The sequence below is a fragment of the Aureimonas altamirensis genome (genome assembly GCF_001463885.1).
In the GTDB taxonomy this organism is placed as follows: Bacteria; Pseudomonadota; Alphaproteobacteria; order Rhizobiales; family Rhizobiaceae; genus Aureimonas; species Aureimonas altamirensis.
The window spans coordinates 272,060-286,002 of the sequence record NZ_BBWQ01000020.1 but is presented as its reverse complement, the minus strand read 5'-3'; the positions used below and the strand labels follow the sequence as shown (position 1 = coordinate 286,002).

Below are 13,943 nucleotides of genomic sequence, written 5' to 3'. Positions count from 1 at the left end.
TTGTCAGTTGGTCAGACCCGGCGGAACACCAGTGTCGCGTTGGTGCCGCCGAACCCGAAGGAGTTGGACAGGACGGTATCGATCTTGGCGTTGTCGACCCGTTCGCGGACGATGGGTATGTCCGCGAATTCCGGATCGACCTCGTCGATATGGGCGCTCTTGGCCAGGAAGCGGTCGCGCATCATCAGGATGCTGTAGATCGCCTCCTGGACACCGGTGGCGCCAAGGGAATGCCCGGTCAGCGACTTCGTGGCCGAAATGGGCGGGATGGCATCGCCGAACACCTCGCGGATCGCCGCGATCTCCTGCCGGTCGCCGACCGGCGTGGAGGTGGCGTGCGGGTTGATGTAGTCGATCGGCGTATCGACGGTCGCCAGGGCCTGCTGCATGCAGCGCACGGCGCCTTCGCCCGAGGGGGCAACCATGTCGTAGCCGTCCGACGTCGCCCCATAGCCGACGATCTCGGCCAGGATGGTGGCGCCGCGCGCCTTGGCGTGCTCGTATTCTTCCAGCACCAGAACGCCTGCGCCGCCGGCGATCACGAAGCCGTCCCTGTCCTTGTCATAGGCTCTAGACGCTTCGGACGGACGGTCGTTGAAGCCCGAGGACATCGCGCCCATGGCATCGAACAGGGCCGAAAGGGTCCAGTCGAGTTCTTCGCAGCCGCCGGCGAAGATGATGTCCTGCCGGCCGGCCTGGATCGTCTCGTAGGCATTGCCGATGCAATGGTTGGACGTCGCGCAGGCCGACGAGATGGAATAGTTGACGCCCTTGATCTTGAACCAGGTGGCCAGCGTTGCCGATGCGGTGGAGCCCATGGCCTTGGGCACGCTGGTCGGCCCGATGCGCTTGGGCCCACCCTTGTTGCGGGTGATCTCCGCCGCCTGCACGATGGTCTGCGTGGATGCGCCGCCCGAGCCCATGATGATGCCGGTGCGCGGATTGGACACGAGGTCTGCCCCAAGCCCGGCATCGGCGATCGCCTGATCCATGGCGATATGGTTCCACGCCGTGCCGCCGCCGTGGAAGCGCATGGCGCGCCGGTCGAGCAGGGTTGTCGGGTCCAGGGTCGGCTTTCCGTGCACGCGGCACCGGAAGTTCAACTCTTCATATTCGGGCGCAAAGGAGATGCCCGAGCGGGATTCCTTCAGCGAACGGGCGACTTCTTCCACGTCATTTCCGATGGAGGAAACGATGCCCATGCCGGTTACGACGACGCGCTTCATGCCGAAGGCCCTTCTTTTCTGTGAATGCTCAAGCTGCGTCCGCGTCCCGGAACAGGCCGACGCGCAGGTCGCTGGCACGATAGATGACCTCACCGTCGGCCTTCATCCAGCCCTCGGCGATGCCGAGCTTTAGCTTGGAGCGCATGACGCGACGGAATTCGACCCCGTATTCGACCAGCTTCACATCCGGCGTCACCTGGCCGGTGAACTTGACTTCGCCGACGCCCAGCGCACGGCCTCGGCCCGCCTCGCCCAGCCAGCCAAGGTAAAAGCCCGTCAACTGCCAGAGCGCGTCCAGCCCCAGGCAGCCCGGCATGACCGGATCTCCCTGGAAGTGGCAGGCAAAGAACCAAAGGTCAGGAGATACGTCGAACTCGGCCTTGATGGACCCCTTGCCGAACTGGCCGCCGTCTTCCGTGACTTCGGTGATCCGGTCGAACATCAGCATGGGGGGCAGCGGCAATTGCGCATTGCCGGGCCCAAACAGCTCTCCACGGGCGCAAGCGAGAATCTCCTCCTTGCCGAACTGCGTCTGTCTGGTGTCCATCATGCTGCCCGTTTCTCTCCGCTTCAGTGATTGCCACCGTCGTGCGCGAGGCGAGGCGACGGATGCCCTGACTGTTTCAGGTGTGCCCCTTAGCATGGGTGGGCCCCGTGGCAAATCCCGTCCGATTCGGATCGCGGCAATATAAGGTATGAACGGAATGCGAATCCGCCTGCGGTATCTCGGGTTTTTTCTCCCGCTTCTCGTCTGTGGTCCGGCTGCGGCAGCCGGCTGGGGCTTTTCGGATGGCGCGGCCCCGCAGCTAAGCTACGATGGCGGCAGCGCCGGTCCGGCCTTTCGATGCATGGGCGAAGGCACCATCCAGACGACGGTACCGGGCGGCGGCGGACGCTTCCAGCCGGGCCGCGCCTACACGGTGACACTTTCGATCGACGGGCTGGCATTCCTGATGACGATGCGGGTGGAGCCCCAGCCCGGCGGCGATGTGTTCGTGCTGCTTCGGTCCCTTGCGGAAAGCGAAGAGCTGCTGGCGGCGCTGGCGCGCGGCAAGGACCTGGAGGTGGCCTCGCCGGCCGGGCATTACCGGATGCCGCTGGACGGCAGCTCGCGCGCCGTGGCCGCCCTGCGGCGGGCCTGCGCGCGCTAGGCCTCGGCCGGTGGGCGTAATTGTCTTTCAACCCGGAAAAGACTATCTCTTGATCGTGCGGGCCAAAACCCGTAAAAGTGGATCATCGTAGTCAAGTTATTCGGATGGTGTCGAAGTGATGGAAGAGCGTGCAGTGGCGAAGACCGTGGCCGGCGGGCGCCAGCTTTCCTATTGCGTGTTCGAGCGCCTGCGTGCCGCCGGGCTGCGTCCGACGCGGCAGCGCGTGACGCTGGGCAACCTGATCTTCGGTGCGGGCGACAGGCACCTGTCCGCCGAGGAACTGCACGAAGAGGCGCACAAGGCCGGCGAGCCGGTATCGCTAGCCACCGTGTACAATACGCTGCACCAGTTCACGGATGCCGGCCTGGTGCGTCCGATCTCGGGCGAGGGGCAGCGCACCTATTTCGATACCAACACGTCGGACCATCATCACTTCTTCCTGGAGGAAGAAAACATGATGATCGATATCCCCGATGGGTCGATCCGCATCCAGGATCTGCCCGCGCCGCCGGACGGCATGGAAATCGTCAATGTGGATGTCGTCGTACGGCTGCGCCGCCGGCCTTCCTGACCGGGTTTTCCTGACGGGGCATTTCTGACGGGGCTGCGCGCAAGCGCGGCCCCGCTGCCGATCAGTTGAACGATTCGCCCGGGTACACGCCCCAAAGCTCGTTCTGGGTGACGAACCCCTTGCGGTCGGCGACATCGACCCGGCAGGTGGCGCCGTTGCACTCTTCGACACGCACGATGACGCCCGGCTCCAGCAAGGCCACCGGCCCGCTTTCGGCCGCGGCGGCACGGCGCACCGGAACCTTGAAATCCTCGCCCTTGCGCCACGGCGTGGCGATGGCGGTGCGCTGGCCGGACAGGAGCGAATAATAGACCCAACCTTCCGAGCCTTCGCTGTCGCGCACGCGACGCCATTGCTCGAACTCCTGGATGATCTCCACCGGCAGGCCGCGCTTGGAGTAGCGCCACGACACGGGAAAATCCCGCCCTGGACCGACGCGCAGGTTCACCTGCTCGGCCTTGAACGATACGAAGCGCGGCAAAGGCAGCTTATCCGGGTCGGCGGCGTCTTCATTGGCCTGCTGGGCCTGCGCGGCATGGCCGAGCGTCAGGGCGCAGGCGATGGTCAAAGCGATGCGGCGGAAAGGAATGTTGGCCACGTCTTTCCCTTGGCTGGTCCGATTTCGCCCTGTCGGGGCATTTGCCTCTTGTCGCATGGCTTTGGTTAACAAGTTTTCATCGCATGCATGGCGGAGTATGTCGGCGCGCATCCAGTATGCTATCCATGCGGCTACGGAGGGACCATCGGGAGCGACATGACGGAACGGCGGGGTTTGGTGGTGGCGTTGACGCGCCGGTTGCCGCAGGAAATCGAACGACGCATGGAAGAGTTGTTCCACGTGGCCCGTCCGCCGCAGGATGGCGCGATGACGCGCCGCCAGTTGGCCGCAGCGATGGAACAGTCGGATGTCCTGGTGTCCACCCTCAACGACCGGATCGACGCCGAGCTGCTGGCCGCAGCCGGCCCGCGCCTCAAACTGATCGCCCAATACGGCGCGGGCACCGACAATATCGACATTGACGCCGCGCATCGGGCGGGAATCACGGTCACCAACACGCCGAACGTCCTGAACGAGGATACGGCGGACATGACCATGGCGTTGATCCTGGCTGTCGCACGCCGCGTGGTGGAGGGCAGCCGCGACCTTCTCGACGACGGGGCATGGCCCGGCTGGTCGCCGGATTTCATGCTGGGCATGCGGCTGTCCGGCAAGCGCCTCGGCATCGTGGGCATGGGGCGCATCGGCACCGCCGTCGCGCGGCGCGCCCGCGCCTTCGGCATGGATATCCACTATCACAACCGCAATCGTGCCAGTGAGCGGACGGAGGGCGAGCTGGCCGCCACGTACTGGGACAGCCTCGACCAGATGCTGGCCAGGGTTGATGTCTTGTCCGTCAACTGCCCCTATACGCCGGCTACCTACCATCTCCTGTCGCGCCGCCGCCTGGCGCTGATGCAGCAAACGGCCTTCATCGTGAATACAGCGCGTGGCGAGATCGTCGACGAAGACGCGCTGATCGCGCTTTTGGAGGAAGGCAAGCTGGGCGGCGCCGGCCTGGACGTGTTCGAGGCGCAGCCCAAGCTGGACGAGCGGCTGGTGCGGCTGGCGCAGCGCAACCGGGTGACGCTGCTGCCGCACATGGCCTCCGCCACGCGCGAGGCGCGGCTGGACATGGGCGAGAAGGTCATCATCAACATCCGGACATTCATGGATGGGCACAAGCCGCCGGACCGCATCCTGCCCGGGCGTGGCTGAAATCTGCCCTCAGCGCCGGTAGCGGATTTCGCTGAAGCGCATCGACAAGACATCGACCATCAGCAGCCGGCCGATCAGCGGATCGCCGATGCCGCAGATATGCTTGACGGCTTCGGCGGCGGCCATGGTGCCGAGGATACCGGTTACCACGCCCAGAATGCCGGCTTCGGCGCAGGTGGGCACCGAGCCTTCCGGCGGCGCCTCTGGGAACAGGTCTGTCAGGCGCGGCGCCGGGCTTGCGTCCGGCAGCGTCGTAAAGGGCGCAAGCAGCGTCAGCGCACCGGAAAACCGCTGCACGGTGGCCTGCACCAAGGGCCTTTCGGCGGCTTCGCACAGCGCAGCGGCCGTATAGCGGGTGGCAAAATTATCGGACCCATCGATGACGAGATCGTAGGCCCTCACAATGTCGGGGCCGTTGTCCTCGGTCAGCCGCACGGGGTGGCGCTCGATCGCGACATGGGGGTTGAGCGCGGTAAGCCGCGCTGCCGCCCGGTCGACCTTGGCCGCGCCGATATCGGCAGTTCCGTACAGAACCTGCCTTTGCAGGTTCGACAGGCTCACCACGTCGTCATCCGCAAGGCCCAGCGTACCGACGCCGGCGGCCGCCAGATAGAGCGCGGCGGGGGCGCCGATGCCGCCGGCGCCGATCAGGAGAACGCGGGCGGCCTTCAGCTTCTGCTGGCCGGCGCCGCCAACCTCCGACAGCATGATGTGACGGGCATAGCGTTGCAGCTCTTGCGGTTCGAGCATCGTCATGGCGCAAGCGATCCGTTGGTGGCGGCAAGGATTTGCGCGCGGCCCTCCAGCGCGTCGAACAGCGCACGGTCCGTGCCGGTCATGAAGCTTTGTACGCCGAGTCGGTCGAGTATGTCGAACAGCGCGGCCCGGCGGCCGGGGTCGAGATGGGCCGCGATCTCGTCCAGCAGCAGGATCGGAGGTACGCCGCAGGACTGGCGCACAAGATCGGCATGCGCCAGCACCAGACCGATCAGCAGCGCCTTCTGTTCGCCGGTGGACGCAAGGCCGGCCGGCATCGACTTGGCAAGATGCGTCACCACGAGGTCGGCGCGATGCGGCCCTTCGAGCGTGCGGCCGGCGGCCCGGTCCAGCCCGCGCGATCGGCGCAGCCGTGCCGCGATCTCGTCTTCCACGTCGACGCCGGCGCGCGAAAAATCGAGCGCGCCATAGCCCGGATCGAGCTGAAGTCCGGCCAGGGGAAAGGTTCCGTCCGCGGCCGGGCCGGTATGAATGGCCGCCGCAAGGCGATGCACCGTCTCGGCCCGCGCCAGTGCGATCGCAAGGCCCAGCTCCGCCATCTGGACCTCGATGCCCGACAGCCAGGCGTCGTCGCCCCGATCCTCGGCCAGAAGACGGTTGCGGCCACGCATCGCCTTCTCGAAATCGGTCGAGCGCCGTCCATGCTCCGGATGCAGCGTCAGGACAAGGCGGTCCAGGAAACGCCGGCGCTCTGCGGCGGGCCCGGTGAAAAGCCCGTCCATCGAGGGTGTCAGCCACAGGATGCGGCACAGGTCGAGGAGCTCGTCGGCGCTGCGGGCCGCCACCGCATCGATCCGCACCTGCCGATGCGGCCCGACGCCGGCCTGCGGCTGCATGAGCGTCAGGACATCGGCCGGTTCGTCATTGGGGCGGGCAAGGCCCGCGCGCACGGAAAAGCCGCCGCTGCCGGCCACGCGTGCCATTTCGCCATAAGTGGCGCGGCGCAGGCCGCGGCCCGGGGTCAACAGCGACACCGCCTCGATGAAATTGGTCTTGCCGGCGCCATTGTCGCCGGCCAGCACCACGAAGCGCGAGTCGATGTCGATCCGCAATGTCGTGTAGTTTCGAAAATCGGCGAGACGGAGTTGGGTGACGCGGCCGGGGCCGGGCTCGTCCATCGATGCGCCTAGACGCGCATCGGCATGAGGACGTAGAGCGTGCCCGTATCGCCGCCATCGCGGATCAAGGTCGGCGAGCCGGCATCCGCCAGCATGAACACCGCTTCCTCGCCGGCGAGCTGGCCTGTGATGTCGAGGAGATAGCGCGCATTGAAGCCGATCTCGATATCGTCGGCCTCGTAGCCGACGGGCAGTTCCTCGGTGGCGGTGCCGGAATCCGGCGAATTGACCGTCAGCACGAGCTGGCCGTTGGACACCGCCAGCTTTACCGCACGGCCGCGCTCGGACGAGATGGTGGAGACGCGGTCGACCGCCTGGGCGAAGCTCTGACGGTCGAGCGTCAGGGCCTTGTCGTTGCCGGTCGGAATGACGCGTTGGTAATCGGGGAAGGTTCCGTCGATCAGCTTGGAGGTGATGACCACGTCGCCGATGGTAAAGCGGATCTTGGCTTCGGAAAGCTCGATGGCCACCATGCTGTCCGATGCGGCGTCGCTGATCAGCTTCTGCAGCTCGGCGACCGTCTTGCGCGGCACGATGATGCCGGGCATCCCTTCGGAGCCGGCCGGTGCGACGGACTCGGCCCGGGCAAGGCGGTGGCCGTCCGTGGCCACGGCGCGCAGACGAAGATCGCCCTCGGACTCGATCGTGTGCAGGTAGATGCCGTTCAGGTAATAGCGCGTCTCTTCGGTCGAGATGGCAAATTGCGTCCGCTCAATGAGGCGCGCCAGATCGCCGGCCGAAAGGCTGAAGCTGTGCGACAGCGCACCGGCGGTGATGTCCGGAAAATCCACTTCCGGCAGGCACTGCAGACGGAAGCGCGACCGCCCCGAGCTGACGATGAGCTGGCCGCCGTCGTCGCTGGTGGCAAGGCTGACCTCGGCCCCGTCGGACAGCTTGCGGACGATGTCGTACAGAAGATAGGCGGGCACCGTCGTTCCGCCGGCCTGCTCGTCGATCGCCGAAACCCGCTCCGTCACCTCGATGTCGAGGTCCGTGGCTTTCAGGCGCAGGGCGCCATCCTCGCTCTTGAGAAGGACGTTCGACAGGATCGGGATCGTGTTGCGCCGCTCGACGACGCGGTGAACGTGGCTCAGTGCCTTCAGGAGGTTCGAACGCTCGATGATGATACGCATGACGTCAGGGCAGACCGATCTAGATGGAAGCCGGGCGTGCAAGCCCGGCGCGTTCCGCTTTATTAGAGCAAGGCAGGCCGAATTGGAACCTCGCCGTCGCGCCGGGCGGGCCCGGGCGATGTTATTCCTCGATCATGCGGCGGATGATGTCGAGCTCTTCCGAAAGCTTGGAATCTCCGGCGCGCTCGGCCTCGATCTTGCGCACCGCATGCAGCACTGTCGTATGATCCCGGTTGCCGAAGCGGCGGCCGATCTCGGGCAGCGAGCGCGGGGTCATCGTCTTGGCCAGATACATGGCGATCTGCCTTGGCCGCACGATGGTGCGCGTGCGGCGGGCCGAGAGGATATCGGCCCGGGACACGTTGTAGTGCCGCGAGACGAATTTCAGGATGTCCTCGATGCGCACCCGCTTTTCGGCGGTGTTGCGCGTCAACTGGTTGAGCAGGTCGTTGAGGTGGTCGCTGGACAGCGGCTGCCCCACCGAATGGCGGAAGGCGATCTGGTTGAAGGCGCCTTCCAGGTCGCGGCCGGACCCGGTGATGCGTTTGGCGATCGTGTCGACGACGGTTTCCGGCAGCTCGAAGGAGGGGTCATCCGCCTTCATGGCGCTGATGCGGGTATTGAGGATGGTGCGGCGCATGTCGAGATCGGGCGAGGCCATCTCGATCGAGACACCGCCGGCAAGGCGCGAGCGCACCCGCTGATCCAGCGCTTCCAGCTCATAGGCCGGCCGGTCGGCGGCCACGATCACCTGCCGTGCGCTGTCGATCAGCGCGTTCAAGAGATGGCAGAATTCCTGCTGGATGGAGCGCCCCTGCAGAAACTGCATGTCATCGATGATCAGAAGGTCGATGCCACGAAGGTTCTGCTTGAAGTCGAGCGCCTGGTTGTCGCGGATCGCCGTTGCGAAGCGCCACATGAAATATTCGGCGGTCAGGTAGACGACGCGCGGATTGTCGGCCCGCGTCAGCGCCGAATTGGCGATCGCCTGCAGAAGATGCGTCTTGCCGAGGCCCACCGATGCATGGATGAAAAGCGGGTTGAACCGCACCGAATGGGGCCCGTTCTCGGCGATGGAGCGCGCCGCCGCCAGCGCCACCCTGTTGCTCGGCCCCTCGACGAAGCCGGAGAACACATAGCGCGGGTCGAGCGGCGAGCCGAATTCGGCGGCCGGCCGGTCTAGTGCAGGCGCGGCGGCGGGCAGGCCGGAACGCATCTGCCTGTCGCCGTCATTGGCCGGCATGGGCACCGGCATCGCGGCCGGCATGGCCGTCACGGAGGCGGCGGCGGGCGGCGCCGCGCGCACCGCGCTGCGCACCTGGATGTCGACCCGCATCGTGCCCGGCACTTCCTCGGCGAAGATCTGCTGCAGGAAGTCCTTGTAGTGGCCGTTGATCCAGGTCTTCAGGAAGGCCGTGGGAACCGAAAGCTGCACGGAACCGCGTCCCACCGCCTCGATCTTCATGCGCTGGAACCAGGAGGCGTATATATCCTGCCCGAGCTGCGCTTTCAGCCGTGCACGAACACGTTCCATCACCTCGTCGTCGTTGCGCGCCGGCAGTGTCCGCATCGGGGTTTGTGCTCCTTCGTGATGGTCGAATGCCGTATGCGCCTGCTGGCGTTTCGCCGCGTCCAGCGACCAGTTGCCGCCCGCCACGTTCATTTCTGCACCCAGGTCAGGCCCTCGGCCTTCCAGCCCGCCACGCGGCCGCGGTGGCCATCGGTATCCGGCGGGCCCTCGAAGCCATCGAGTATGTTGAAGCTTTCGGCAAAGCCGGCGGCCGACATCGCCGCCGCGCTGGCCATGGAGCGGGCCCCCGAGCGGCACAGGAAATACAGCCGCGACTGGCGCGAGCCGCCACGCTCCTCGACGGTCGCTGCCACCCGCTCCACGAAGGCCGGGTTGACCGACATGGACGGATAGCTCTGCCATTCGACGAACAGCGGGTCCCTGGCGGCTTCCGGCAGGAGCGGGAAGCCGACATAGGTCCACTCGGCCAGTGTGCGGACATCGATCAGGAATGCGTCACCCCCGGCTTCGAGGTCGTCCCAGCACTGCCGGGCCGTTACATCGTCCTTGTAGGGTTTCGTCACGACGATACTCTCCATGGGCCGCGGCGGCATTTGCCGGGCAGGTAAAAGAAACCATATACGCGGGTCGGCAACGCGGCAGAGACGCGCGATTGCCAGATCGGGAATTGCGAGAGCTTAAGCGAGGGATGTGGTGAACTTAGAAGGACACCAGATTTCCAATTTTGTTCTGGAAAACACGCGTTGTCCCCACACTTCGTTTCCGCAAGCTCTTGTCGCTGAGAGGAAGCTACGCATGTCGACAGTTTGGGGCAAGCTTCGAATCGTGGAAAACGACGTCGCGGCGCGGGGACTGTGGCGCGGAGGACAAAGCCATAGTGTAGCCCATTTGATTAATGGGCTGATTCATCAGCGGATTCGTTTTCCGATGGACGCATCGCGAAACGACAAGGAAATTTTCGACTTTATTTCGCACCCCCTTGCTTGACTCTCGCGCCGTGCCGGACTTCCCGGCAGATGACAGAAAAGTCTCAATCAGACCTTCGGCAAGATACTGATAAACAAGGCATAATTCTGTGGCGTCCGGGCCTGCGGCAGAATCGCCGCAACCTCCTGTGGCGTTTGCATGACGCAAATCCGTGCGAGGCGTTGATTCCGTTTCGGGAATCGGCGCTGCCACGCGCCTGCCTTGACGGACCACCTTGTACAATGAGAACAAAAGGAGATCAATGCGACTCGAGTCGAGGACTGGCCCATGCTTACCGACACGATTCTGCAGGCCTCGCTGCTGGCCCTGACGATTCTCAACCTGTGCTTCATGCTCTGGCTTCTATCGCGGGTTGCACGCGGCGGGGCTGGCCAGGATGAGATCATCGATCGGCTGGACCAGCTCGATGCCCGCATGTCGGAGACGCAGAGTTTCGCGCAGGCCGGCTTCAGCGCCATGCGGGAGGATTTCGCCCATTCCGCCTCGGAAACGCGGTCGGATGCCCGGCACCTTCGCGAAGAGGTCGGGGCATCGCTGCACCGCCTCGGCACGCAGACCATGACGACGCTGGATGGCGCGACGCGGCGCCAGGCCGAGGGCCTGCAAGGCGTCGCCGGCCGTCTCCATGAAATGTCCGAGGCCAACGAGCGCCGGCAGGAGGCGCTGCGCCAGACCCTGGAGAGCCGGCTCGACCGACTGCGGCAGGAAAATGCCGCCAAGCTGGAAGAGATGCGCGTGACCGTGGACGAGAAGCTGCAGGGAACGCTGGAGCAGCGTCTCGGCGCGTCTTTCAACACGGTGAACGAGAATCTGGAGCGGGTCTTCCGGTCGGTCGGGGAAATGCAGTCCATCGCCACCGGCGTCGGCGACCTGAAGCGTGTGCTTTCCAACGTGAAGGCGCGCGGCACCTGGGGCGAGGCGACCCTTGGCATGGCGCTGGAGCAGGTAATGACGCCGGAGCAATATGCCACCAATGTCGAGGTGCGTCCGCACAGCGGCCAGCGCGTGGAATATGCGATCCGCCTGCCCGGAGACGGTGCGGAGCCGGTCTGGCTGCCGATCGACGCGAAGCTGCCGACGGAGGATTACGAGCGTCTGGTCGACGCTTCCGAGCGCGGCGACGCCGAAGGCGTCGACGAGGCGGCCAAGGGGCTGGACCGCGCCATCCGCAAGGCCGCCACCGACATCGCCGCCAAATATATCCAGCCGCCCCACACGACGGATTTCGCCGTCATGTTCCTGCCCACCGAGGGGCTCTTCGCGGAGGTCGTGCGCAGGCCCGGCCTGATCGACCAGCTGCAACGCGAGTGCCGGGTCATCGTGACGGGACCGACAACGCTGATGGCGCTGCTGACATCGCTGCGCATGGGGTTCCGCTCGCTGGCCATCCAGGAGCGGTCGAGCGAGGTCTGGCAGGTGCTGGGCGGCGTGAAGACCGAGTTTTCGCGGTTCGGCGACATGCTGGACAAGGTGCAGAAGAAGCTGGGCGAGGCGCAGACCGCCGTCGACGGGGCGCGCACGCGCGGAAGGGCCATCGACAGGCGGCTACGCGCCGTCGATGACGGCGGCGATGGCGCGCGCCACCATCCGCTCCTCGTCGGTGGCGATGACGTGCAGTGCGGGCCCCTGTCCTGACGATATGTCCTCGGTGCCGGCCTCGTTGGCGGCTTCGTCGATGACGACGCCGAGCCAGGCCAGGCGGCGGGCCACCATGGCGCGCGCCGCGGGCGAGTTTTCGCCGATGCCGGCCGTGAAGACGATACGGTCGACGCCCTCGAGCGCTGCCGTCAGCGCGCCGATCTGGCGGCACACGGTCAGCGCGAAATAGTCCAGCGCCTCACGGGCCTGCGGTGTGTCGGCGGCCATCAACTCCTGCATGTCGCCGGACAGGCCGCTGACGCCGGCAAGGCCGGATCGGTGGTACAGCATGTTCTCTACCGCATCCGGCGCCATGCCCTTTCGCAGCATCAGGTGCAGCAGGACGCCGGGGTCTATCGCCCCGCACCGTGTGGCCATGACGGGCCCGTCGAGCGGCGAGAAGCCCATCGTGGTCGCGATGCTTCGCCCGCCTTGCATGGCGCAGAGGCTGGAGCCGCTGCCGAGATGCAGCACCAGGGCGCGCCCACCGGCATCCGGCCCGAAGCGCCGCGTCAGCCTGTCGGCGATGGCTTCGAAAGACAGGCCATGAAAGCCGTAGGCGATGATGCCGTCTTCGATGAGGGCGCGTGGCAGGCCGTACAGCTTTTGCAGCGCCGGCCGGCCGGCATGGAATGCCGTGTCGAACGCGCCGACCTGCAGCGCATCCGGATAACGCTGCGCGGCAGCGGCGACGATGGCGAGGTTGTAGGGCTGGTGCAGTGGCGCCAGCGGCTCCAGCGTGGAGAGATAATCGAGCGTCGGCGCGTCCAGCCGTGCCGGGCCGGCAAGCTTCTGGCCGCCATGGACGATGCGGTGGCCGACGGCGGAAATGCCCTGCTTGCCGTGCGGGCCGCTGTCCAGCCGGTCGAAGACGAGTGCGGCGGCGGCGTCCATGTCGATCGGCCCGCTGCCGAGGGTCTCCTCGTCGGCCTGGCCGTCGGCCGTGCGGATGCGCAGGCGCGGCCGGTGTCCGATGCCGGAAATGGCGCCGCGCATAAGCTCGGCTCCGGCGTCGGCATAGAGGGCGAATTTCAGGCTGGACGAACCGGCATTGAGCACGAGCCACTGTGTCATGCCGGGCTTTCCTGCTTGGCGGCGCGCGCGCTTTTCTGCCGGCGCGCGACAAGCAGTGCCGCCGCCGCCGAAGCCAGCCGCGACAGCCGCCCATCGGCACGGCTGGTCAGCATGATCGGCACGCGGGCGCCCATCACAAGCCCGGCGGACTGTGCCGCCGCAAGGTAGAACAATTGCTTGGCCATCATGTTGCCGGCCTCGATGTCCGGCACGATCAGTATGTCGGCGCGCCCCGCCACGGGAGATCGTATTCCCTTGCGCTCGGCCGCCTCCGGCGACACGGCGTTGTCGAAAGCGAGCGGCCCGTCGATGATGGCGCCTTCGATCTGCCCCCGGTCGGCCATCTTGCACAGGGCCGCCGCGTCCAGCGTCGCCGGCATGGTGGGGTGGACGGTTTCCACGGCGGCCAGCAGCGCAACGCGCGGCTCTGGCACGCCCAGCGCGTGGGCACAGTCGATGGCATTGCGCACGATATCGGCCTTGGTGGCCAGGTCGGGCGCGATGTTGATGGCCGCGTCCGAAATGAAGAGCGGGCGCGGATAGGTCGGAACGTCCATGATAAAGACATGCGACATGCGCCGGTCGGTCCGCAGGCCCTTGGTGCGGTCCACCACGGCGCCCAGAAGCTCGTCGGTGTGGAGGCTGCCCTTCATCAGCGCCTCCACGCTGCCGTCCCGCGCCAGGGCGCAGGCGGCCTCGGCGGCGGCATGACTATGCTCGACGTCGACCCGCTCGATGCCGGTGATGTCGATGCCGGCCGCTTCGGCCGCCTTGTCGATGCGCCCGGCCGGGCCGATCAGCACCGGCTCGATCAGCCCGATGCGCGCGGCCTCGACGGCCCCTTCCAGCGAGACGGCGTCGACGGGATGCACCACGGCGGTCCGCGCCGGCGCCGCCGCGTCGGCCAGCCCCAGCAGCCGGTTCAGTTGCGAGGGCGTGGCGCCCCCGTGTCCGCGTTCGGTAAGATCCATGACGCTCCCA

At 66.3% G+C, this 13,943-nt stretch carries 15 protein-coding genes; 5 read left to right on the top strand and 10 right to left on the bottom strand.

Translation table 11 applies throughout. The annotated features are described in order from the left end of the window. Positions 1 to 11 precede the first annotated feature (11 nt). On the bottom strand, positions 12 to 1,226 hold the full coding sequence (fabB, locus tag AUL31_RS15930; protein ID WP_060608902.1) for a beta-ketoacyl-ACP synthase I: 1,215 nt from the start codon (positions 1,224 to 1,226) through the stop codon (positions 12 to 14). A gap of 28 nt (positions 1,227 to 1,254) precedes the next feature. Next, entirely contained in the window at positions 1,255 to 1,773 is a 519-nt protein-coding gene (gene fabA, locus AUL31_RS15925; protein WP_060609046.1) for a 3-hydroxyacyl-[acyl-carrier-protein] dehydratase FabA, read from the bottom strand. A gap of 157 nt (positions 1,774 to 1,930) precedes the next feature. On the opposite strand from fabA, the gene AUL31_RS15920 reads away from it, so the two are divergent. Together AUL31_RS15920 and irrA are read left to right on the top strand one after the other, a co-directional pair. Next, on the top strand, positions 1,931 to 2,377 hold the full coding sequence (locus AUL31_RS15920) for a hypothetical protein (RefSeq protein WP_060608899.1): 447 nt from the start codon (positions 1,931 to 1,933) through the stop codon (positions 2,375 to 2,377). Positions 2,378 to 2,495: 118 nt separating this feature from the next. Beyond that, on the top strand, positions 2,496 to 2,948 hold the full coding sequence (gene irrA / locus AUL31_RS15915) for an iron response transcriptional regulator IrrA (protein WP_060608896.1): 453 nt from the start codon (positions 2,496 to 2,498) through the stop codon (positions 2,946 to 2,948). A 61-nt stretch (positions 2,949 to 3,009) separates the two neighbouring features. On the opposite strand, the gene AUL31_RS15910 is transcribed toward irrA, so the two are convergent. Further along, positions 3,010 to 3,537, bottom strand: coding sequence for an SH3 domain-containing protein (locus AUL31_RS15910; RefSeq protein WP_060609043.1), 528 nt, complete (start codon positions 3,535 to 3,537; stop codon positions 3,010 to 3,012). 165 nt (positions 3,538 to 3,702) lie between these two features. Between AUL31_RS15910 and AUL31_RS15905 the strand changes: the two genes are divergently transcribed. Then, positions 3,703 to 4,704: a 2-hydroxyacid dehydrogenase gene (locus AUL31_RS15905; protein ID WP_060608892.1), complete on the top strand. Its 1,002-nt coding sequence runs from the start codon at positions 3,703 to 3,705 to the stop codon at positions 4,702 to 4,704. Between the two features lie 9 nt (positions 4,705 to 4,713). On the opposite strand, the gene AUL31_RS15900 is transcribed toward AUL31_RS15905, so the two are convergent. The 5 genes from AUL31_RS15900 to AUL31_RS15880 form a co-directional block, all read right to left on the bottom strand. Continuing rightward, positions 4,714 to 5,460, bottom strand: coding sequence for a HesA/MoeB/ThiF family protein (locus tag AUL31_RS15900; RefSeq protein WP_060608889.1), 747 nt, complete (start codon positions 5,458 to 5,460; stop codon positions 4,714 to 4,716). Further along, on the bottom strand, positions 5,457 to 6,599 hold the full coding sequence (gene recF / locus AUL31_RS15895; RefSeq protein WP_060608885.1) for a DNA replication/repair protein RecF: 1,143 nt from the start codon (positions 6,597 to 6,599) through the stop codon (positions 5,457 to 5,459). Before recF ends, AUL31_RS15900 begins: the two co-directional genes overlap by 4 nt. A gap of 8 nt (positions 6,600 to 6,607) precedes the next feature. Further along, positions 6,608 to 7,732 carry a DNA polymerase III subunit beta gene (dnaN, locus tag AUL31_RS15890; protein WP_060608882.1) on the bottom strand — a complete coding sequence of 375 codons (1,125 nt, stop codon included), beginning with the start codon at positions 7,730 to 7,732 and terminating at the stop codon, positions 6,608 to 6,610. Between the two features lie 121 nt (positions 7,733 to 7,853). After that, positions 7,854 to 9,395 (bottom strand): chromosomal replication initiator protein DnaA, encoded by a 1,542-nt coding sequence (gene dnaA / locus AUL31_RS15885; protein ID WP_244489434.1) that lies wholly within the window; start codon positions 9,393 to 9,395, stop codon positions 7,854 to 7,856. Then, on the bottom strand, positions 9,392 to 9,826 hold the full coding sequence (locus AUL31_RS15880) for a rhodanese-like domain-containing protein (RefSeq protein ID WP_200801687.1): 435 nt from the start codon (positions 9,824 to 9,826) through the stop codon (positions 9,392 to 9,394). The genes dnaA and AUL31_RS15880 overlap by 4 nt, the downstream gene beginning before the upstream one ends. Positions 9,827 to 10,058: 232 nt before the next feature. On the opposite strand from AUL31_RS15880, the gene AUL31_RS20375 reads away from it, so the two are divergent. Then, complete coding sequence (locus AUL31_RS20375; protein WP_143190273.1) at positions 10,059 to 10,250, top strand: hypothetical protein; 192 nt, start codon at positions 10,059 to 10,061, stop codon at positions 10,248 to 10,250. Positions 10,251 to 10,517: 267 nt separating this feature from the next. After that, entirely contained in the window at positions 10,518 to 11,885 is a 1,368-nt protein-coding gene (locus AUL31_RS15875; RefSeq protein ID WP_073469384.1) for a DNA recombination protein RmuC, read from the top strand. Here AUL31_RS15875 and AUL31_RS15870 read toward each other — a convergent pair. Both AUL31_RS15870 and AUL31_RS15865 read right to left on the bottom strand, forming a co-directional pair. Further along, positions 11,796 to 12,962, bottom strand: coding sequence for an acetate/propionate family kinase (locus AUL31_RS15870; protein WP_060608874.1), 1,167 nt, complete (start codon positions 12,960 to 12,962; stop codon positions 11,796 to 11,798). The genes AUL31_RS15875 and AUL31_RS15870 overlap by 90 nt on opposite strands. Further along, the gene (locus AUL31_RS15865; protein WP_060608870.1) at positions 12,959 to 13,933 is read right to left on the bottom strand and encodes a bifunctional enoyl-CoA hydratase/phosphate acetyltransferase; all 975 of its coding nucleotides are present in this window, start codon (positions 13,931 to 13,933) and stop codon (positions 12,959 to 12,961) included. Before AUL31_RS15865 ends, AUL31_RS15870 begins: the two co-directional genes overlap by 4 nt. Between the last annotated feature and the right edge of the window lie 10 nt (positions 13,934 to 13,943).

Excerpts from the sequence above, each read along its gene's own strand:
- AUL31_RS15875 (WP_073469384.1), top strand. The coding sequence starts at position 10,518 with ATGCTTACCGACACGATTCTGCAGGCCTCGCTGCTGGCCCTGACGATT.
- irrA (WP_060608896.1), top strand. The coding sequence starts at position 2,496 with ATGGAAGAGCGTGCAGTGGCGAAGACCGTGGCCGGCGGGCGCCAGCTT.
- AUL31_RS15870 (WP_060608874.1), bottom strand. The coding sequence starts at position 12,962 with ATGACACAGTGGCTCGTGCTCAATGCCGGTTCGTCCAGCCTGAAATTC.
- dnaN (WP_060608882.1), bottom strand. The coding sequence starts at position 7,732 with ATGCGTATCATCATCGAGCGTTCGAACCTCCTGAAGGCACTGAGCCAC.
- AUL31_RS15920 (WP_060608899.1), top strand. The coding sequence starts at position 1,931 with ATGCGAATCCGCCTGCGGTATCTCGGGTTTTTTCTCCCGCTTCTCGTC.
- AUL31_RS15865 (WP_060608870.1), bottom strand. The coding sequence starts at position 13,933 with ATGGATCTTACCGAACGCGGACACGGGGGCGCCACGCCCTCGCAACTG.
- dnaA (WP_244489434.1), bottom strand. The coding sequence starts at position 9,395 with ATGAACGTGGCGGGCGGCAACTGGTCGCTGGACGCGGCGAAACGCCAG.
- AUL31_RS20375 (WP_143190273.1), top strand. The coding sequence starts at position 10,059 with ATGTCGACAGTTTGGGGCAAGCTTCGAATCGTGGAAAACGACGTCGCG.
- recF (WP_060608885.1), bottom strand. The coding sequence starts at position 6,599 with ATGGACGAGCCCGGCCCCGGCCGCGTCACCCAACTCCGTCTCGCCGAT.
- AUL31_RS15900 (WP_060608889.1), bottom strand. The coding sequence starts at position 5,460 with ATGACGATGCTCGAACCGCAAGAGCTGCAACGCTATGCCCGTCACATC.
- fabA (WP_060609046.1), bottom strand. The coding sequence starts at position 1,773 with ATGGACACCAGACAGACGCAGTTCGGCAAGGAGGAGATTCTCGCTTGC.
- AUL31_RS15905 (WP_060608892.1), top strand. The coding sequence starts at position 3,703 with ATGACGGAACGGCGGGGTTTGGTGGTGGCGTTGACGCGCCGGTTGCCG.
- fabB (WP_060608902.1), bottom strand. The coding sequence starts at position 1,226 with ATGAAGCGCGTCGTCGTAACCGGCATGGGCATCGTTTCCTCCATCGGA.